At 75.4% G+C, this 17,650-nt stretch carries 19 protein-coding genes; 8 read left to right on the forward strand and 11 right to left on the reverse strand.

What is annotated here, in order from left to right; genetic code table 11:
- The first annotated feature begins 14 nt into the window (after positions 1-14).
- Both ACFVUH_RS04160 and ACFVUH_RS04165 read left to right on the forward strand, forming a co-directional pair.
- Positions 15-869, forward strand: a complete 855-nt coding sequence (locus tag ACFVUH_RS04160; protein WP_387911073.1) for a helix-turn-helix domain-containing protein — start codon at positions 15-17, stop codon at positions 867-869.
- Complete coding sequence (locus ACFVUH_RS04165; protein WP_387911075.1) at positions 866-1,075, forward strand: DUF397 domain-containing protein; 210 nt, start codon at positions 866-868, stop codon at positions 1,073-1,075. Before ACFVUH_RS04160 ends, ACFVUH_RS04165 begins: the two co-directional genes overlap by 4 nt.
- Before the next feature lie 87 nt (positions 1,076-1,162).
- Here ACFVUH_RS04165 and ACFVUH_RS04170 read toward each other — a convergent pair whose 3' ends face one another.
- Both ACFVUH_RS04170 and ACFVUH_RS04175 read right to left on the reverse strand, forming a co-directional pair.
- The gene (locus ACFVUH_RS04170; RefSeq protein ID WP_387911076.1) at positions 1,163-2,041 is read right to left on the reverse strand and encodes a hypothetical protein; all 879 of its coding nucleotides are present in this window, start codon (positions 2,039-2,041) and stop codon (positions 1,163-1,165) included.
- A complete protein-coding gene (locus ACFVUH_RS04175; RefSeq protein WP_387911077.1) occupies positions 2,034-2,546 on the reverse strand; it encodes a SigE family RNA polymerase sigma factor in 513 nt (170 codons plus the stop codon). The genes ACFVUH_RS04170 and ACFVUH_RS04175 overlap by 8 nt, the downstream gene beginning before the upstream one ends.
- A gap of 255 nt (positions 2,547-2,801) precedes the next feature.
- Here ACFVUH_RS04175 and ACFVUH_RS04180 point away from each other — a divergent pair, with 255 nt between their 5' ends.
- A complete protein-coding gene (locus ACFVUH_RS04180; protein ID WP_387911079.1) occupies positions 2,802-3,605 on the forward strand; it encodes a hypothetical protein in 804 nt (267 codons plus the stop codon).
- A gap of 253 nt (positions 3,606-3,858) precedes the next feature.
- Here the strand turns inward: ACFVUH_RS04180 and ACFVUH_RS04185 are convergent, their stop codons facing one another.
- The 6 genes from ACFVUH_RS04185 to ACFVUH_RS04210 all read right to left on the reverse strand — a co-directional run bounded on the left by ACFVUH_RS04185 (position 3,859) and on the right by ACFVUH_RS04210 (position 9,193).
- Positions 3,859-4,374, reverse strand: a complete 516-nt coding sequence (locus ACFVUH_RS04185) for a hypothetical protein (protein ID WP_387911081.1) — start codon at positions 4,372-4,374, stop codon at positions 3,859-3,861.
- The gene (locus ACFVUH_RS04190) at positions 4,371-5,687 is read right to left on the reverse strand and encodes a DUF58 domain-containing protein (protein ID WP_387911082.1); all 1,317 of its coding nucleotides are present in this window, start codon (positions 5,685-5,687) and stop codon (positions 4,371-4,373) included. The genes ACFVUH_RS04185 and ACFVUH_RS04190 overlap by 4 nt, the downstream gene beginning before the upstream one ends.
- Before the next feature lie 44 nt (positions 5,688-5,731).
- Positions 5,732-6,775 (reverse strand): MoxR family ATPase, encoded by a 1,044-nt coding sequence (locus tag ACFVUH_RS04195; protein ID WP_355364749.1) that lies wholly within the window; start codon positions 6,773-6,775, stop codon positions 5,732-5,734.
- A gap of 113 nt (positions 6,776-6,888) precedes the next feature.
- Positions 6,889-7,428, reverse strand: coding sequence for a hypothetical protein (locus ACFVUH_RS04200; RefSeq protein WP_355364752.1), 540 nt, complete (start codon positions 7,426-7,428; stop codon positions 6,889-6,891).
- A complete protein-coding gene (locus ACFVUH_RS04205) occupies positions 7,425-8,423 on the reverse strand; it encodes a DUF4129 domain-containing protein (RefSeq protein ID WP_387911083.1) in 999 nt (332 codons plus the stop codon). The genes ACFVUH_RS04200 and ACFVUH_RS04205 overlap by 4 nt, the downstream gene beginning before the upstream one ends.
- Before the next feature lie 161 nt (positions 8,424-8,584).
- Positions 8,585-9,193 carry an HAD-IA family hydrolase gene (locus ACFVUH_RS04210; RefSeq protein WP_355364758.1) on the reverse strand — a complete coding sequence of 203 codons (609 nt, stop codon included), beginning with the start codon at positions 9,191-9,193 and terminating at the stop codon, positions 8,585-8,587.
- 150 nt (positions 9,194-9,343) lie between these two features.
- Here ACFVUH_RS04210 and ACFVUH_RS04215 point away from each other — a divergent pair, with 150 nt between their 5' ends.
- Positions 9,344-10,429, forward strand: a complete 1,086-nt coding sequence (locus ACFVUH_RS04215; protein WP_387911085.1) for a DNA alkylation repair protein — start codon at positions 9,344-9,346, stop codon at positions 10,427-10,429.
- Here the strand turns inward: ACFVUH_RS04215 and ACFVUH_RS04220 are convergent.
- The gene (locus tag ACFVUH_RS04220) at positions 10,413-11,057 is read right to left on the reverse strand and encodes a hypothetical protein (RefSeq protein ID WP_387911087.1); all 645 of its coding nucleotides are present in this window, start codon (positions 11,055-11,057) and stop codon (positions 10,413-10,415) included. The genes ACFVUH_RS04215 and ACFVUH_RS04220 overlap by 17 nt on opposite strands.
- Before the next feature lie 276 nt (positions 11,058-11,333).
- Between ACFVUH_RS04220 and ACFVUH_RS04225 the strand changes: the two genes are divergently transcribed.
- Positions 11,334-12,068, forward strand: a complete 735-nt coding sequence (locus ACFVUH_RS04225) for a class I SAM-dependent methyltransferase (protein WP_355364767.1) — start codon at positions 11,334-11,336, stop codon at positions 12,066-12,068.
- 88 nt (positions 12,069-12,156) lie between these two features.
- Positions 12,157-13,173, forward strand: a complete 1,017-nt coding sequence (locus ACFVUH_RS04230; protein ID WP_387911088.1) for a hypothetical protein — start codon at positions 12,157-12,159, stop codon at positions 13,171-13,173.
- A gap of 34 nt (positions 13,174-13,207) precedes the next feature.
- On the opposite strand, the gene ACFVUH_RS04235 is transcribed toward ACFVUH_RS04230, so the two are convergent.
- Positions 13,208-14,302 carry an RCC1 domain-containing protein gene (locus ACFVUH_RS04235; protein ID WP_387911090.1) on the reverse strand — a complete coding sequence of 365 codons (1,095 nt, stop codon included), beginning with the start codon at positions 14,300-14,302 and terminating at the stop codon, positions 13,208-13,210.
- A 318-nt stretch (positions 14,303-14,620) separates the two neighbouring features.
- Between ACFVUH_RS04235 and ACFVUH_RS04240 the strand changes: the two genes are divergently transcribed.
- Both ACFVUH_RS04240 and ACFVUH_RS04245 read left to right on the forward strand, forming a co-directional pair.
- Positions 14,621-16,243, forward strand: coding sequence for an alpha/beta fold hydrolase (locus ACFVUH_RS04240; protein WP_387911091.1), 1,623 nt, complete (start codon positions 14,621-14,623; stop codon positions 16,241-16,243).
- 79 nt (positions 16,244-16,322) lie between these two features.
- Positions 16,323-16,730: a hypothetical protein gene (locus tag ACFVUH_RS04245; RefSeq protein ID WP_355364778.1), complete on the forward strand. Its 408-nt coding sequence runs from the start codon at positions 16,323-16,325 to the stop codon at positions 16,728-16,730.
- Here ACFVUH_RS04245 and ACFVUH_RS04250 read toward each other — a convergent pair.
- Positions 16,682-17,623 carry a LysR family transcriptional regulator gene (locus tag ACFVUH_RS04250; RefSeq protein ID WP_387911093.1) on the reverse strand — a complete coding sequence of 314 codons (942 nt, stop codon included), beginning with the start codon at positions 17,621-17,623 and terminating at the stop codon, positions 16,682-16,684. The genes ACFVUH_RS04245 and ACFVUH_RS04250 overlap by 49 nt on opposite strands.
- Positions 17,624-17,650 lie beyond the last annotated feature (27 nt).

The raw sequence follows: 17,650 nt of genomic DNA on the forward strand, positions 1-17,650 counted from the left end.
AGGGAGTGTGACGGGTGAGCAGTCCGACCGTGCTGCGGCGTAGGCTCGGCGGGGAGCTTGGCAAGTTGCGCGCGCAACGGGACTTGAGCGCGAAGGACGTGGCCGCCGCCCTGGGGTGGTCCGCCTCCAAGCTGAGCCGCATCGAGAGCGGCCTGGTCTCCCTACAAGAACGCGACGCGGCCAAGCTGCTGGCCCACTACGGCATCACTTCACCCGATGAGGTGAAGCAGTTCCTCAAGCTCACCAGGCAAAGCCGGCAACAAGGTTGGTGGCACGCCTACGGCGACGCCCTGCCGGACTGGTTCCGAGCGTACGTAGGCTTCGAGTCCGACGCGACGAAGATCGTGACGTACCAGTGCGAGCTGGTCCCGGGCCTGCTCCAGACCGAGAGCTACGCCAGGCATGTCATCCGAGCGATGAATCCCACGGAGTCCACCTCTGAAGTCGAGCGTCGTGTAGCGCTCCGAATGGACCGCCAGCAGATCCTCGACCGGCAGGACCCGCCGCAGCTCTGGGCCATCATCGGCGAGGCCGTCATAAGGCGCCCCATCGGCGGCGGCCCCGACATGGCCGCGCAGTTGACCCATCTCGCGACCATGGCCGACGAGCGACCCAACATCACCGTCCAGGTCCTCCCCTTCTCGGCAGGCGCACACGCGGCCATGGGCTCGTCCTTCTCGGTGCTTTCGTTCAGCGACATTCCCGGCAGCGTGGCCTATTCCGAGGCGACGACCAGCAGCACCTACTCGGAACGCCCCTCCGAGGTCGCGCGGCACGAGGATGCCTTCCTCCGCCTCATGGCCTCATCAGTACAACCCGAGAAATCCATCACGTGGTTGAGGCAAGTCGCAGAGGAGTACGACGAATGAAGCATCCCTCCGAGGCCGTTCAGTGGCGCAAGAGCACCTACAGCAACGGCCAGGGTGACTGCGTCGAAGTCGCCGACGGCCATGCCGGCATAGTCCCGGTCCGCGACAGCAAGGACCCCGACGGCCCCACCCTCACCTTCACCACCACCGCCTGGCAGTCCTTCCTCACCGCCATCCACACCGACGAACTCCCCACCCACACCTGAAAACCCCGGCGGCGCCCGCGCTACTGCGCAGGCGCCGCCGAACCGACCACGCGTACATGGGATTCCACCGAACGCCCGTGGTAGCGCCTACCGGGGGGTGTTCTTGGCGGCGGTCTGGGTCTTCTGGTTGTAGATCTCCTTGCCGTCCGCGTTGAAGGCGTGGACGTAGGAAACCGGGGAGAAGGGGTTCCCGTTGGCGCCTGGCGAGACGGCCGCCGTGTGGACGAACGCGCCGCCCGCCATGACGGCCGGGTACTGCGTCGGGTCGTCGCCGTAGCTGACGGTGACCTTGGCGACCTCGGACGTGTAGTGCCCCGCGCCCAGCGAGAGGTGCTGCCCGGCACCGGCCGGCGCGCTGAAGCCGTCGAAGAACTCGATCAGGTGACCGGCGCCCCACAGGCGGTCGTTGATGAGCGTCGGAGGGGCCGACATGCTGCTGCCCTTGTCGCCCTTCGACTCGCACTGCACGTACTTTCCGGCGGAGTCGACAGCGACGACCACGCCGTCGGTGTCGGACGAGGCAACAGGGGTGCGGACCGCGATCACCGCGTGGTACCGCGACGCATCCGAGCCCAGGCAGGTGCCCAGGATCCCGGCGACCGCCCCGGCCTCGATCGGCACCGTCGCCGTGCTGGTGATGGTGAAAGCGGCCGGAGGGGCGGGAGAAGCCGGCGCGGAGGAGGCGTCCGAGGTGGCCGCTCCTTGCTGCGGTTCCGGCGATTGCTGCGGTGCCGGTGAGTTCTGCGTTCCCGGTGAGTGCTGCGGCCCCGGTGAGTTCAGCACGGACGGGAGGGCCAGACAGAGGGCTGCCGCGGTGCAGGCCACGGCCGCGCCCAGGGTGTGTCGGCGGTGGCGGCGCCGGTCGGCGCGTCGGCGGATCTCCGCAGCGGGCAGGGTCGGTGCGGACATCTGCGTGCCGAGCAGCCGCAGCCGGTCGCCGAGGGTGTCGTGCGTGGGGTCAGACACGGAGCTTTCCTTCCTCGCTGGTCGGGGCCCGGTCAGCGAGTACGGCCGCGAGCGCGGCCCGGCCGCGGGCGAGGCGGCTCTTGACGGCGCTGACGCCGGCGCCGGTCTCGGCCGCGACCTGCTCGACGGACAGGTCGCACATGTGGTGCAGGACGAGCGCGGCCCGCTGTGCCTCGGGCAGGCGCCGGAGCGCGGTGACCAGCATCAGGTGCTCCTCACTGGGCGGCTCGACGGTGGGCGGTTCCTGGCGGTGGTGGCGTCCGGCCAGGTGCAGGCCCCGGGCCAGCCGCCGCCAGCGGGAGTGGGCCAGCCGCCGGGCCGTGGTCCGGATCCATGCCTCCGGGGCGTCGTCCGGGTCGAGGGTGCGCCTTCGGTCCCATGCGCGGACGAAGGCCTCCTGGACCACGTCCTGCGCTTCGGACCAGTCGCCGGTTATCGCGTAGAGCTGCCCGGTCAGGCGGGAGAAGGACGCCGCGTAGAACGCGTCGAACTCCTGTGGCGTCATCAAGGGCCTCTCTCTTCTGGGACTGTCCGGCAGCTCGCGGCACAAGCGGGTCGTGAGGAGGCACTCCTCGCCCGCGGCGGTGAAAGCCGTGCGTCCCGGGTGAAGCCTCCCGCCCTGTACGCACGAGCGCCGTGCCGGGGTCGCACCCACGGCCTATGACATGGATCACGCGTGAGGGGTGCGACCTGCCGGGCGTCGGGAGGCCTACAGGGGTGCCGGCGTCAACCGGACGCCCGCAGGAAAGGACACGGATCCATGCGCATCCGCCCGATCATGCTCATCGCCGCCACTGTCACCACCGCAGCCGTCGCGGCCGCCGGGGGAATGGCCACCGCCGCGACCGGCACCTCCACGCCCGCCCCCACGGTCCACAGCGAGCCCGCCGCTGCGCCGGCCACCACGCCGACCACCACGCCGACCGCCACGCCGGAGGCCGCGCCCGCCGCCACGGCCTCCGGCAGCGGCACGGCCGTCACCGGTGCGCCTGGCGCCCCGGCCGCTTTCACCGTCACCAGCACGGCGACGACCCCGATCGACGCCGGGACCGTCACCGGGATCCTGGGCTCCTGCCTGGGCTCCGACGCGTCCAAGTACCACGCGGTGATCGCGGTCCGCACCCCCGTCGCCTCGTCCGACACCGACGGCGTGGTCGTCGCCGTCGACTCTGCCGGAAAGTACGTGCAGTGCGAGACGAAGGGCAGCAGCGGCAACAGCCTGTCCTCCCCGCCGACCTTCATCAACGACCGCCTCTGGGGCACCGGTCACCGGATCGAGTTCTTCGACAGCTTCAGCACGCCGGTCGCTCCCGGGCAGCACCTCTCGCTGGGCGCCGGGCACTACACGTCCGACGTCGCCAAGATCACCGTCAGCTACGGCGACGACCCGACCCAGTACCCCGCCGTGATGGCGGGCGGCGCGTTCGTCCACACCGCGGCCGTCTCCACCGACCCCAACGAGAAGCGCTTCCCCGCGACCCCCTACGTCCACGCCTTCAACGCCGACGGCAAGGAGATCTACAACCAGAAGGCGCAGCCCAACGTCAAGAACACCCACCGGTAAGCGCTACCACGAGCACCCGGTGCGGGGGCGGCCGTCCCGGCGGCGGAGCGGGCGGAAGGCCACGACGCGGCTGCGCTCCTCGGCGCGGCGCCACAGCCTGACGCAGCCGCTGCCGGGGCTGCAGCTCCCACCGCCGCGTTCGTCCCGGTGCGGGAAGTCGGCCGGTCCGACTTCCCGCTCCCGCCCGCGCCAGGGGGCGCCTGGCACAGGAAGTCGGCCGGCCCGACTTCCTGTGCCAGGGGCCGCCGGGTTGTCAGTTCCCCCGGCGGGGCCGCAGGGTAAGGGCGAGGCCGGTGGCGGCGGTCAGGATGCCGAGGAGGGCGAGGGGGCGCGACCACTCGCCCGCGCCGGTGTCGGTGAGGGCGGCCGGGAGGGTGAGGGCGGAGGCGGCGAGGGCGGCGACGGTGTGGGTGGGGTGGGGGCGGCGGCGGTCGGGGCCGAAGGCGTCGAGCAGCAGCAGGTAGGCGGTCAGCAGGACCGCGACGGCCGCGCCCCGCCAGAGGCCGGGCTCGCCGAGGGCGGCGAGCAGGACGCAGCCGGTCGCCAGCACGGTGGTGCGGCGGGTGGCCAGCCGGGCCGGCCAGGTGGTGGGGCGGCGCTCCGGCTCGGGCGGCGGCAGGGCGGCCCAGGTGGCCAGGGCGAGCAGCGCCACCAGTCCGACCGGCCCGACCAGGGCGGCCGCGCCGTCGTCGGCCCCGACCCCGGCGGAAGCCAGCAGCAGGGCGTCGCCGACGACGCACAGGAGGACCCTCTCCAGCCGGTTCGTCATCGGGATCCTCCTGTGATCCGGCGGCGCAGCAGTGGTGCGAGGGCGAGGTCCAGTGCCTCGCCGGGGGTGTACCGGGCGACCGGGACACCGCGGGCGCGCAGGGCCGAGCGCATCGCTTCCCGCTCGGCGCGCCAGAGCCGCAGGGCCAACGCGCCCACCTCGTCGTCCTGTTCGACCACGGGCTCGCCGACCGGGATCTCCACCACCACCAGCGGGTTGCCGTGGTCGGCGACGCGGCCGAGCACCTCCAGGATCCGCTGGTCGGCGAGCGGGGTGAACGCGTAGACCAGGGTGTGGCCCGGCAGGGCGGTCAGCGGCAGCCGGGGCAGCGCGGGCCCGCGGTGGGCCCGGTCCTGACGGACCTCCAGCACGCTCTCGACCATCCGGTACACCTGGCGGTCGCCGGTGCCGGCGGTGAGCCAGCGCAGTTGCCCGCCGACCGCGATCAGGCCGACCCGGTCGTGCCGGCGCAGGTAGGCGCGGGTCAGTCCGACGGCGGCGCGCAGGCTCTCGTCCAGGCTGGACAGTCCGGTGGCCGGGTCGTGGACGTCGTCGAGCGTATCGAGCAGGACGACGGCGTCGGAGGCCCGTTCGGCGGCGAACTGGTTGATCTGGATGCTGCCGCGGCGGGTGGTGGCGGGCCAGTGGATGCGCCGCTGGCGCTCGCCGTGGACGTACGGGCGGACGCCGACCACCTCGACACCGGCGCCGTCGTGGCGGGTGGTGTGTTCGCCGAGGCGCTCGGGCAGCCGGACCGGGATCGGGGTGAGGCGGGCGGTCGCGGGCACCGGGAAGACGTCCGCGGTGCCGAGCTCGGTCCGTACGGTGCGGCGGGTCAGGGCGCCGGCGTCGTGCACGTCGATGTCGACGGTGCCCAGGCTCCAGCGGCCCCAGCTGTCGGCGCGCAGGGCGAGGTCCACGCCGGTGGGGCGCACGGTCAGCGCCTCCAGGACGACGCCGGGGCCCAGGGCGATGGTGGGGTCGAGCGGGCCGGTCCGCCCGTCGTGGTGGATCTCGATGCGGGCGGTGATGCGCTCGCCCTCGAGGCAGCGGCGCGGCTCCACGGTGGCGGTGGCCGCCAGCTCGGTGGGCCGGCCGCGGCCCGGGGCGGCCAGGGCGAGCAGCACGGCGGGGGCGGCGGCCAGGGCGAGCAGCCAGCCGTGGCCGGTCAGCAGGGCGGCCACGGCGGCTGCGGCGGCGACGGAGAGCAGCCGCAGGGTCCGTTCGGCGGCCCGCCAGTGCGGCGAGGGCGGGCTGCTGGGCAGGCCGTCGGCGGTGGCCCGGGCGCTGCGGGCGAGGATGCGGGCGGTCACCGGGTCGGGGGTGGGAGGCGGGTCTGCGGCGGGAGGCGGGACGGTCACCGCGCGGCGTCCACGCCCGGCCCGGCGGCGCGCGGCACCGTCTGCGGAGCGGGGACACCGGCGACCACCCGCGCCAGCACCTCGTCCGCCTCGACCTGGCGGACCCACAACTCCGGCTTGAGGGTGACGCGGTGGGCCAGCGCGGGGACGGCGAGTTCCTTGACGTCCTCCGGTATCAGGTAGTCGCGCCCCTGCAGCATCGCGTGCGCCCGGGCCAGCTGCACCAGCGCGAGGCCGCCGCGCGGCGAGGCGCCGACCTGGATCTGCTGGTCCTTGCGGGTGGCGTCGACCAGCGCGACGACGTAGTCGACGAGGTCCTCGTCGACCTCGACGCGCTCGACCGCGGCCCGTACGGCGAGCAGTTCGGCGGGGCTGCTGACGGTGTCGAGCACCGCCTCGGGGGCGGACCGGTCCAGCCGGGCGCGCAGCATCGCCGCCTCCAGACCGGTGGACAGGTACCCCATCCGCACCCGCAGCAGGAAGCGGTCCAGCTGGGCCTCGGGCAGGGAGTAGGTGCCCTCGTACTCGATCGGGTTGGCGGTGGCGATCACCGCGAAGGGCTGCGGCAGGCGGCGGGTGGCGCCGTCGACCGAGACCTGGCCCTCGGCCATCGCCTCCAGCAGCGCGGCCTGGGTCTTCGGCGGGGTGCGGTTGATCTCGTCGGCCAGCAGCAGCTGGGTGAAGAGCGGGCCGGGCCGGAACACCATCTCGCCGCTGTGCTGGTCGTAGAACGGCGCGCCGGTGACGTCCGAGGGCAGCAGGTCGGGCGTGAACTGGATCCGGCGGAAGTCCAGGCCCAGGGTGGTCGCGAACGAGCGGGCCAGCAGCGTCTTGCCGAGCCCCGGCAGGTCCTCGATCAGCACATGGCCGCCGGCGACGATGCCCAGCATCACCAGGCGCAGCGCGTCGGGCTTGCCGACGACGGCGCGTTCGATCTCCTTCAGCACCGCGCGGACGCGCTCCCCGGCCTGCTGCGGCGTCAGCTCTCCGGGCCCGCCGTGGTCGCTCGGGTCGACGGGGGCCTGCGGGTCGGCGGTCATGGCTCTCCTGAGGGGACGGGCGGGACGGACGAGACGGACGGAACGGACGGGACGGGCGGCTGCGGACGCCTCGGCGTCGGGACTCACTGGTGGAAGGACGCTCGACCGGGCGGCTACAGGGACTCCAACCGGTCGACGAGCTCCCGCAGGACGTCCGGCGGGAAGGCCGGGGCCGGCGGCTCGCCGACCGGGTCGATCCACGGCCAGAGGCGGGCGCCGATCAGCTCCGCCGCCCGCTGCCGGTCGGCGGTGAGCGAGACGTGGTGCTCCTCCGACAGCCGGGCGGCGAACAGCCGTTGGAGCCGGCCGCGCAGCAGCTGGGCGTCGCTGTCCGGCGTCAGCCCCTGGCGCACGGTCCAGCGCCAGTCGGACAGGCCCGGCTCGTGCGAGTCCATCAGCCGCGGCCGCCGGCGCAGGCCCACGTCCTGGGACCCGGCGCCGGCCACGTACCGGCCGGTGAGCAGGGCGACGGCGACGAGTACGGCCGCCCCGGCGACGACCGCCGGCGGGCCGCCGACCAGTCCGAGCACCACCTCGGCGAGGACGGCGACGACGGTCAGTTCGGTCAGGCTGTGGCGTACGGAGCCGGTTCGGGTCGGCTGCCGTCCGCCCTCGGACGCGGCGGCGCGGCGGCGGGCGGGTTCGCTGCTCATCGACGGCTCCGGGGCGCGGCGGCGCGGTCGGCCGCGGACTGCCCGGCCCCGTCGGCGGCGGGCCGATCGCCGCCGTCCGCGGCCAGCCGGGCGGCGATGGTGTCCAGGGCGGCGCGGGCCCGGCGCACATGGCCGTCGTCCATTGGGTGGGAGGAGTACCTGGCCTCCCGGAACAGCTCGGTGAGCGCGTACGCGGGGGCCCGGTCGACCCGGTCGTCCGCGACGGCCCGCTCCAGCAGCTCCGCCGGGTTGTCGCCGATCCGCCGTTCCAGGCCGGACTCGGCCAGCGAGCCCTCCATCGCGGCGTAGCAGGCGATCACGGCGGCCCGCGCGTCGGCGCCGTGCAGGGAGCGCCGGCCGGTGGCGACGGCGGCCGCGAGGGCGTCCTCCCCGGGGGCGACCCGGCCGACGGCGGGCAGCGAGCGCGCCCGCTGCCGGGCGCGGTACCGGACCAGCACCACCCGGGTCAGCGCGACGACCAGGGCGATCACGAGGAGCGCGCCGAGCGCGTACAGCAGCAGGGTGAGCAGGTTGCCGCCGCCCTCGACCGGCGGGCTGTCCTCCGGGGGCTCCGTCGGGGCCGGCCGCGTCGGGAGCACCATCGGCTCCTGCGGGCCGGACGGCTTCCGCAGGCGGTTGTGGAGGGCGAGCAGCAGCAGCGGGACCAGCGCGGCGGCGGCGCCCAGCAGCAACCCGGTGGCCTCGCGCAGGCGTTCGGTCCAGGGCGTCGGCCCGACGAGCGGGCGGACCTCCGCCCGGAAACGCGCCGCGAACCATCCGACGAGCACCGCCCAGCCGAGGGCGATCAGCACCACGGGGCCGGTCGTACGGACCACCGCGTCCCCGGGCGGGCCCAGCAGGCCATCGGCCGGCCGCAACGCCGCGGCGGCGAGCAGCAGCCCGCCAGCGACCAGCAGCAGCGGTACCGTCCGACCGCCGACCGCTCCCCCGCCGGCCCGGCGACGGCTCCCGTCCGGCGGCACGTGCTCGGCCATCCGACCCCCCGACTCCCCGAGTCACCGCGCCCGCGTTCGACCGTGCGGCCGGGCTGCGCGTGCGTGGAAGCGTCGCACACCCACGGTCGCACTGTCACCCTCCGCCCGGAGACCGGACCACGGAGCCCGGACCGCGGACCACAGCGCTACGGACCCCGGCGCTACGGCAGCCCCAGCAGGCGGGCCACCGTGCCCGGCGTCCCGGGGCCGTCCGCGTGGACGGCGGTGATGCCCAGCGCCTCGGCCGGGGCGAGGTTCGGGGCGTGGTCGTCGACGAAGACGCACGCCTCGCCCGGCAGGCCGAGCCGTTCCAGGGTGAGCCGGTAGATGTCCGGGTCCGGCTTCGCCAGGCCCGCCTCGCCGCTGATCACCCGGACGTCGAAGAGGTCCCAGACGCCGGTGGCGGTGTACGGGTTGTAGGGGTCGAGGCCGTAGGAGTTGGAGAGCAGGGCGACGGCCAGGCCCGCCGCGCGGGCCGCCCGCACCAGCCCCACCATCGCGGCGACGGGCCGCACGTCGGCGTGCGCGCGGCCCATGAGGTCCTCGGGCTCGACCCCGATCAGGGCGGCGGTGCGGCGGTTCCACTCGTGCTGGGTGATCCGGCCCAGCTCCAGCTCCCCGTACAGCGCCCGCCCGGCGGGGTCGTCCACCAGGGCGCGCCGCCAGGTGTCCGGCGGGAGGCCGTTGCGCGTGCACCAGCCGCGCACGGACTCGCCGAGCGGGGTGGTCAGCACGCCCGCGAAGTCGATGATCAGGCCCTGGTACGACACCGTCCCCGTCCCTTCCGGCCGTCCGCCCGGCTTCCACCGCGTCACAGGTCGCAGGGCACCCGTTGTCAGTGGGGTGTGCCACGCTACACGGGCCGCGGCGGGCGGGTGACGCCCGCGGCCGCCGCACCACCGAGCCCCAAGGAGACCGCCGTGCCCTCGGCCGCCGAGATGCTCAACCCGGACACCGTCGCCGGACTCGCCCGCTGCCTGGCCCGGGCCGGCCACGGCGTCACCACCGACGCCCTCGACGGCTGCGCGGCGGCGCTGGACGGCCTCGGCTTCAGCGAACGCGTCGCCGCGATCCGCGACGCCGTGCTCGCCGATCTCCCGGCCGGCTACCCCGCGTTCGAGCGGGTGCTGCGCGCGGCGCTGCGCGACGAGGAGTTCGCCGGCTGGATGACCTTCCCGGTCGGCGAGGCCGTCGCCGTCCGCGGCCTGGACGCCTTCGAACCGGCGCTCGCGCTGCTCGCCGCGCTCACCCCGCGGCTGACCTCCGAGACCGCCGTCCGCCCCTTCCTCCGCGCCGACCAGGGGCGCGCGCTCGCCGTCGTGCAGCGGTGGACGGCCGACCCGGACCCGCATGTGCGCCGCCTCGCCAGCGAGGGCACCCGGCCGCGGCTGCCCTGGGCCCCCCAGCTCCCGGCGCTGATCGCCGATCCGGCGCCCGCCCTGCCGGTGCTCGACGCGCTGTACCGGGACCCCTCGGAGTACGTCCGCCGCTCGGTCGCCAACCACCTCAACGACATCAGCCGCGACCACCCCGGCACCGCCGTCGAGACCGCCGCCCGCTGGCTCGCCGACCCGGCGCCGACCACCCTCCCGCTGGTCCGGCACGGCCTGCGCACCCTGATCAAGGCCGGCCGGCCCGAGGCGCTCGCGCTGCTCGGCCACCGCCCCGACGTCCCGGTGGACGTCGAGGGCCCGCTCGTGCGCACCGCCGAGATCCGGCTCGGCGAGGAGCTGGTGTTCGAGTACGCGGTCACCAACACCCACGACGAGAGCGCCAGCGTGGTCATCGACTACGTCGTGCACCACGTGAAGGCCAACGGCGGCCGCACGCCCAAGGTCTTCAAGCTCACCACCCGCTCGCTCGCGCCCGGCGAGACCTGGCGGGCCGTTCGCCGGCACGCCGTGAAGCCGATCAGCACCCGGCGCTACCACGCGGGCGTGCACCTGCTGGAGCTCCAGGTCAACGGCCGCCGCCACGGGGAGGGTTCGTTCACCCTCCACCTGTGAGGGGCCGCCGCCCGACCGCCGCGAGCACGGCGTCCGCCAGCTCGTCGGCGGACCGTCCGCCCCCGGCGTCGAGCCGGGCCGGCCCGGGTCCGTGCGGCCCGAACCGGTCCAGCTCCGCCAGCATCAGCTCCTGGTACCGGACGCTGCGGGCCAGGAACCTGTCCATCAGGTGCCGCCCGTCCTCCGTCGCCTCCGCGTACCGACCGCCGAGCCGGATCCGCTCACGGATCACGGTCTCGTCCGCGGTGAGCCAGAGCGCCGCGGTTCCCGGGCCGACCAGCCGTGCCGTGCCGTCGGGCCACAGCGCCGAGCCCTCCAGGACGAGACCGGGGCCGTCGCCGTCCGCCACCCGCTCGGCGACCAGTTCCCCGATCACCGGTCGCAGCCGCGCGTAGTGCGCGAGCACCGAGGCGATCAACTCGTCCACCGTGAGCGTGCGGTAGTGCTCCGCGACGTGCGGCGGCACCTCCCACCCCGGCACCGGCCAGGGGCGGCCCGGGTGCCGCGCCAGCGTGTCGGTCGACCGGTACTCGAAGCCGAGCCGCTCCGCCACCAGCCGGGCGACCGTCGACTTCCCGGTGTTCGACGTCCCCCCGATCAGCACCACCCTCAGCAGCTCGTCCGTCATGCCGCCGACCCTACCCAGCGGCAGTGGACCGAGGCCGAACCTTGACCTCGGACGCCCGCCCCGACCCCCCGCCCACGCCGCTGGACGGGCCCTTCCCGGCCTCCCGCGACAGCGCCACCTGCCGCCCGCCCCACCCGCGAGGGACCCTGCCGGACCGCCGCCGGCCGCGCCCGCCACCGACCGCACGAGCCTTTCCACGGAACCGACTCGGGGGTGCCCGGACGCCCGCGAACTCCTAGGCTCGACCGTACCGAACCCCCGCCGGAAGGGCCGCCCTTGAACCGCTCCATCCGCTCCACCGACGACGTCCTCGCCCTGCTCGACGGGCTCTTCGCACCCGAGGCGGACCGCTGGACCGACCGGGCCGCCGACTGGTGGGACGGCCTCTACGCCGACCGCGCCTCCGGTCGGCCGTTCTTCGCCGCCGCGCCGGACGAGAACCTCGTCGCCCACCTCGACCGCGGCCTGCTCGCCCCCGGCGCGCGGGTGCTGGACCTCGGCTGCGGGGCCGGCCGCAACGCCGTCCACCTCGCCGCCCGCGGCTTCGAGGTGGACGCCGTCGACCTCTCCGCCACCGCCCTCGCCTGGGCGCACGAGCGCGCACAGGCGGCAGGGGTCGCACCGCGGTTCCACCACGGCAACATCTTCACCGTGGAACTCCCCCTCCCCGCCTACGACCTGGTGTACGACTCCGGCTGCCTGCACCACCTGCCGCCGCACCGCCGGATCAGCTACCTCGCGCTGCTGGAGCGCGTGCTGGCACCCGGCGGACATCTCGGGCTGACCTGCTTCGCGGCCGGTGCGATGGGCTCGGAGCTGCCCGACGCCGAGCTCTACCGCACCGGGAGGCTGGACGGCGGCCTCGCCTTCACCCCGGACGAACTGCGCTGGATCTTCGGCGACTTCACCGAGCTGGAGCTCCGCCCGATGCTGCCGCAGGAACCCGGCTCGCCGCTGTTCGGCCTGCCCGTGCTGCTCACCGCGCTGTTCCGCAGGCCGCCCGCCGGGTGAGACGCGCGTCGGCGCGGGGTAGGAGGAGGGACGGGGGTGGCCGGCCGTACCGGCCAGTGGAGCAGGGCGACCAGAGGGGACGGGACACATGTCCGCCGACGAAACAGTGTGGGACGCCGCCGTCGGGCGCGGACTGGGCTTCCTGCACGGGGCGTTGGGCCCCGGCGGGCTGCCGTCCGCCCGGCCCGGCCTCGACCCGGAACTGCGGGCACCGCTCACCGGCGCCGACGCCCGCCGGCGCCTGCTGGTCTCGCACGGGGTGGACCTCGGGTTCGACCCCGACCACGAGGGCCTGTCCGCGATGTGGGGCCTCGCCCTGCTGCGGCCCGACGCCGAACGGCCCGAGGAGCGCGAGCTGGTGGCCGCGCTGGCGGGGCAGGTCCAGAGGTACCGCCACCCCTCGCGCCACCGGTACGGCCTCTTCCCGACCGGCGTGCCCTTCGCCGCCGACACCGGCAGCACCGCGGTCGCGATGTCCGGACTCGCCCGGCACGGGCTGCTCGCACCGGACGAAGCGGCGGACTACGCCGAGCAGTTGCTGGACACCCAGATCGGCCCGGACGACGGCCCGATACCGGCCTACTGGGAGGACAGCGACCAGACCTCCTCCCGCGGCCGGCGCTACGACGCGGTCATCGCCGCCGACATCCTCTTCGCGCTCCACCTCCCGGGCGCCGCGGGCCGGTTGCCGCACCCGGCGGCGGAGGCGACGCTGCGGTACGTCCGCCAGCACCTGAGCGGCCCCCGCACCGGCACCCGGTACTACGCCTCGCCCGAGGCCTTCCTGCACGCCGCCGCCCGGGCGGCCACCGCCGTGCCCGAACTGGCCGCACCGGCGCGGCGCGCGGTCGAGCACGTCACCACCCAGTTCGCCGACACCCCGCTCGAAACGGCGCTGCTCGTACTCGCCGGCGAGTACACGGGCGCCACCGCCGACCTGCCCGGCCTGCGCCGGCGGCTGACCGGGGCGCAGCTGCCGGACGGCTCCTGGCCGGCCGGCGGCTACTTCCGCACCGGGAACCTGCCGCTGTACTTCGGCTCGCCGCACCTCACCACGCTGTTCGCCGTCCGCGCCCTGCGGCCCGAGACCCCGTCGGCGAGCTGATCACCGACGCCGACCGCCGACGGGGCGGGCCGGGTCAGTCGGCGAGGCTGAAGTCGCCGCCGACCGCCGCAGCGATCGTGTCGGCGCGGACCAGGTCGGTGAAGGTCCGCACCGGGGAGCTGCTGTCCGTGGTGCTGCCGTCGCCGAGCTGGCCGGAGGCATTGGCCCCGCAGGAGTGGACCTCGCCGTCGGCCAGCAGGACGACGGTGTGCTCACGGCCGCCCGCCACCTGCCGCACCCCGGCCAGGCCCGGGACCGGCACCGGCGTGACCCGGAAGGTCGTGCTGCCGTCGCCGAGCTGGCCCGAGGTGTTCTGCCCCCAGGCCCTGAGCCGGTGGTCGCCGCCGGTGACGGCCAGGCTGTGGTGGGAGCCCGCCGCGATCCAGCTGACCCCGCCGGACCAGCCGCCCCGGGTGTGGACCGGGGTGTAGCGGTTGATCGTGGTGTTGTCGCCGAGCTGGCCGGAGGCGTTGAAGCCCCAGGCCTTCACCGCGCTCCCGCCGCTCACGGCGAGGCTGTGGTTGGCGCCGGCCGCGATCCGGCTGACCGCACCGAGGCCGGCCACCTGGACCGGGACGTTGCGGCCGGCCGAAGTCCCGTCGCCGAGCTGGCCGTTGACGTTGTGGCCCCAGGCCCACACGGTGCCGTCCGCGCGCAGCGCCAGGCTGTGGTGGAGGCCGGCGGCGATGGCGATCACCTCGTCGAGGCGCCTGACCCGGACCGGGACACTGCTGTCGGCGTCGCCACCGTTGCCGAGCTGACCGTGGGCGTTCCGGCCCCAGGCCAGCACCGTGCCGTCCTCGCACAGGGCGAGGCTGTGGGCGCCGCCCGCGGCGATGTCGGTGGCGTCGCCCAGGTTGACGACCCAGTCGGGCGCGCCGCGGCCGGAGACCGAGCCGTCACCGAGCTGCCCCGAGCCGTTGGCGCCCCAGGACCGCACGCTGCCGTCGGTCAGCAGCGCCAGCCCGTGCCCCGTGGCCGCACCCGCCCCACCGGCGGCGGTCCTGACCACGTCGGATCCGGCCAGCCCGAGCACGGTGGTGGCCTTGGTGTGCAGGGCGGCCCAGGAGCCGTCACCGAGCTGGCCGGCACGGTTGTTGCCCCAGGCCTTGAGCCGCTTGTCCGCCACTTCTTCTCCCGTCTGTCGATGAACGGCCGCCGCGCCGGACCCACGGGGGTCGACGCGAGCGCCGCGCGCCATGCGTAGCCAACCAGACACCCACGGTGTTCATGGGCCCGTGACGGGCCGACGGGGCTTCCGACACACGCAGGGGTGACACGGCCGGCGGCCCGCACGGCCCCGGCGAAGGGCGCCGCCGGCCCGGCAGCCGTCCGGATCGACCACCCGGGCACCGCCGGAACGGACCAGTCCGGCGGGCGGGCGCCCCGTCCCCGACCTAGGCTTCCGGCACGGAAGCTCCCCCGGCGGCCTCGGATCGGAACCCCCATGCACCCTGTCGGACGCGGCGCCGGAGCCCTGGGCCTGGCCGTGGCGCTGGCCTGCGGCCTCACCGCGTGCCACAACGGTTCCCCGGCGAGCTCCGCCAAGGTCGAACCGTCGACCGCCGCGAGCACCGCCGCCTCCCCCTCCCCCTCCACTGCCTCCGCCACCGCCACCGCCATCCCGGCGCTGCCCGCCGCGCTCACCGGCCAGCAGCTCGCCTGGCACGCCTGCCCGGCCCCGTCGGCCGCCCAGGGCGGCGGCCGGGCCCCGGGCGCGCCGTGGGAGTGCGCCACCCTGAAGGCCCCGTTGGACCACGCCCGGCCCGACGGGCGCACCATCGACCTCGCGCTGATCCGAGCGAGGTCCACCGGCGGGCCGAGGATCGGCTCGCTGATCTACAACTTCGGCGGCCCCGGCGCCTCCGGCGTCACCACCCTGCCCGCCCTCGCCAAGGACTACGCCGACCTCAACACCCGCTACGACCTGGTCGGTTTCGACCCGCGCGGGATCGGCGACAGCGCCGGCGTGCACTGCCTGGACGACGCCGCCACGGACGCCTCGGCCGCCGTCGACGGCTCACCGGACGACACCGCCGAGGCCCGGGCGCTCGACGAGGCCAACACCGCGTACGCCGCCGCCTGCCAACAGAACTCCGGCGCCGTCCTGCCCTACGTCGACACCGTCTCGGCCGCCCGCGACCTCGACCTGCTGCGCCAGGTGCTCGGGGACGACCTGCTGCACTACTTCGGCTTCTCCTACGGCACCGAACTCGGCGGCGTCTACGCCCATCTGTACCCGCACGACGTCGGCCGCCTGGTGATGGACGCCGTCGTCGACCCGACCCAGGATCCGCTGCAGAGCTCGCTCGGCCAGGCCAAGGGCTTCCAGCTCGCCCTGGAGAACTTCATGGCGGCCTGCGCCGACCAGGCGGGCGATGCCTGCCCGACCGGCCCGGGCGGCGCCGAGGGCACCCGGCGGATCACCACCCTCCTGCAGGGCCTGGACGCCGCCCCGCTGCCGGCCGACAGCGGTCGCAGACTCACCCAGGACCTCGCCGTCACCGGCATCGCGGCCGCGCTCTACAGCGAGGCGAGCTGGAACGCCCTCGCCGTCGGCCTCCAGGAGGCGATGCAGGGCGGCTCCGGCACCACCCTGCTCGCCCTCGCCGACGCCTACACGGGCCGCGACGCCCAGGGCCACTACAGCAACCTGCTCGCCGCCAACCGCGCCGTCAGCTGCGTCGACGACCGGCAGCGCTACACCGAGGCCGAGGTGCGGGAGCAGCTTCCGGCGTTCCGTCAGGCCTCACCGGTCTTCGGCGACTTCGCCGCCTGGGGCCTGACCGCCTGCTCGCACTGGCCGGTGCCCGGACGGACCGACCACCCCGAGGTCGACGCCCCCGGCGCGGCGCCGATCGTGGTCATCGGCAACACCGGCGACCCGGCCACCCCGTACGAGGGGGCCCGCGCGATGGCGCAGCGGCTCGGCCCGGGCGTCGGGGTGACCGTCACCCTGCGCGGGCAGGGCCACGGCGGCTACGACACCGGCAACCCCTGCCTCAAGCAGGCCGTCGACCAGTACCTGCTGGACGGCGTGGTGCCGCCCGACGGCACCACGTGCGCGTAACAAGCCCTCACCAAGCTCCCACCCCGGTCGGGGACTTCGCGACCTGACGCCCTACCGTGGGCCCCGGAAAGGGGACCACATGACCGCCAACCCGCCACGGCTGCAGGGCAACCGCCGCCTCCTCGACCCCGCGCGCCCGTTCCCCGAACGGGTCGCGCGGCTGGTCCGGGACTGGGAGGACGACGGCCGGGCCGGCTACCGCCTGGTCGACGGCCGGGCGCTGCTCGCCCTGTACTGCTGGCACCTGGACGCCACCCGGCGCGGCACCGCCGACGAAACCCCGGCCACCACCGCCTACGTCGCCGCGGCCTTCGCCGCCAACGGGGGTGCGGACGGCTGGGACACGCTGCTGCGCGAGCGGGCCGACTGCACCTGTCACGGCCAGAGTTGGCGGCTGGAGAACATATCGATCTGTCTGGGCTGTCTGCGCTACGTCTGCTACCGGGTCGACACCCCCTGCTGCCCCGGCGCCCGCATCGTCGGCTGAGTCCCGTCCGGATCCCCCGTCAGCAGCCGGGCCAGCAGCGCGGCGGGCCCCTCCGGCAGGGCCCCGTGGACGAGTTCGGTGCGGTGCACCAGGCGGGGCGCCCGGACCGGGACGGCCACCACCCCCGGCGCGCCGGCCGCCACCGCGGCGGGCAGCAGGGCCGGCCCGTGCCCGGCCGCGACCAGGGCGAGCAGCCCGCGCACATCGGTGCCCAGGTAGCGCAGGGACGGCCGGTAGCCGTCGACGGCGGTGGCGGCGCGCAGCCGGGCGCCGGTCGGGGCGAGGGCGGGGGCGTGCAGCCAGCGGGCGGCGGACAGGTCGGCGAGCGCGAGCCCGGAGCGCCCGGCCAGCGGGTGGCCGGCCGGCAGGGCGACGGCGAGCGGCTGCTCGGCGACCGCGACGGTGGCGAGCGGGCCCACGTCGGGCAGCGGGAGCGGGTCGGACGGGGCGGCCGGACCGTCCACGAGCGCGAGGTCGACGGCGCCGGTCGCGACCTCGGCGGGCAGCGCGTCCTGGGCGAGCACCCGGACCGTCAGGTCCACCGTCGGATGGACCCGGCGCACCTCGGCGAGCGCGCGCCCCACCTCCGCCCCGAGCGCCAGCGGCGTGGCCCCGACGGTGAGACAGGCACTCGCGGCACCCGCCAGGCGTGCGATGTCAGCACGCGCCGCGTCGATCCTCAGCAGCAGGGCCGAGGCGTGCTCCAGCAGCCGCGCGCCCGCCTCGGTGGGGCCGACCGGACGGCGGTGCAGCACCGCCGTGCCGAGGTCCGCCTCCAGCGCGGCGATCTGCTGGGAGACCGCCGACTGGGTGTAGCCGAGTTCGCGGGCGGCCTCGGAGAACGAGCCCAGCCGGACCACGGCGACAAAGGTGCGCAGCTGCTGCGGCTCCACGCGCTCATCACGTCCACTGATCGAGGG

The organism is Kitasatospora sp. NPDC058032, assembly GCF_042885845.1.
GTDB lineage: Bacteria > Actinomycetota > Actinomycetes > Streptomycetales > Streptomycetaceae > Kitasatospora.

Excerpts from the sequence above, each read along its gene's own strand:
- ACFVUH_RS04165 (WP_387911075.1), top strand. The coding sequence starts at position 866 with ATGAAGCATCCCTCCGAGGCCGTTCAGTGGCGCAAGAGCACCTACAGC.
- ACFVUH_RS04175 (WP_387911077.1), bottom strand. The coding sequence starts at position 2,546 with ATGACGCCACAGGAGTTCGACGCGTTCTACGCGGCGTCCTTCTCCCGC.
- ACFVUH_RS04180 (WP_387911079.1), top strand. The coding sequence starts at position 2,802 with ATGCGCATCCGCCCGATCATGCTCATCGCCGCCACTGTCACCACCGCA.
- ACFVUH_RS04185 (WP_387911081.1), bottom strand. The coding sequence starts at position 4,374 with ATGACGAACCGGCTGGAGAGGGTCCTCCTGTGCGTCGTCGGCGACGCC.
- ACFVUH_RS04195 (WP_355364749.1), bottom strand. The coding sequence starts at position 6,775 with ATGACCGCCGACCCGCAGGCCCCCGTCGACCCGAGCGACCACGGCGGG.
- ACFVUH_RS04200 (WP_355364752.1), bottom strand. The coding sequence starts at position 7,428 with ATGAGCAGCGAACCCGCCCGCCGCCGCGCCGCCGCGTCCGAGGGCGGA.
- ACFVUH_RS04205 (WP_387911083.1), bottom strand. The coding sequence starts at position 8,423 with ATGGCCGAGCACGTGCCGCCGGACGGGAGCCGTCGCCGGGCCGGCGGG.
- ACFVUH_RS04220 (WP_387911087.1), bottom strand. The coding sequence starts at position 11,057 with ATGACGGACGAGCTGCTGAGGGTGGTGCTGATCGGGGGGACGTCGAAC.
- ACFVUH_RS04230 (WP_387911088.1), top strand. The coding sequence starts at position 12,157 with ATGTCCGCCGACGAAACAGTGTGGGACGCCGCCGTCGGGCGCGGACTG.
- ACFVUH_RS04240 (WP_387911091.1), top strand. The coding sequence starts at position 14,621 with ATGCACCCTGTCGGACGCGGCGCCGGAGCCCTGGGCCTGGCCGTGGCG.
- ACFVUH_RS04245 (WP_355364778.1), top strand. The coding sequence starts at position 16,323 with ATGACCGCCAACCCGCCACGGCTGCAGGGCAACCGCCGCCTCCTCGAC.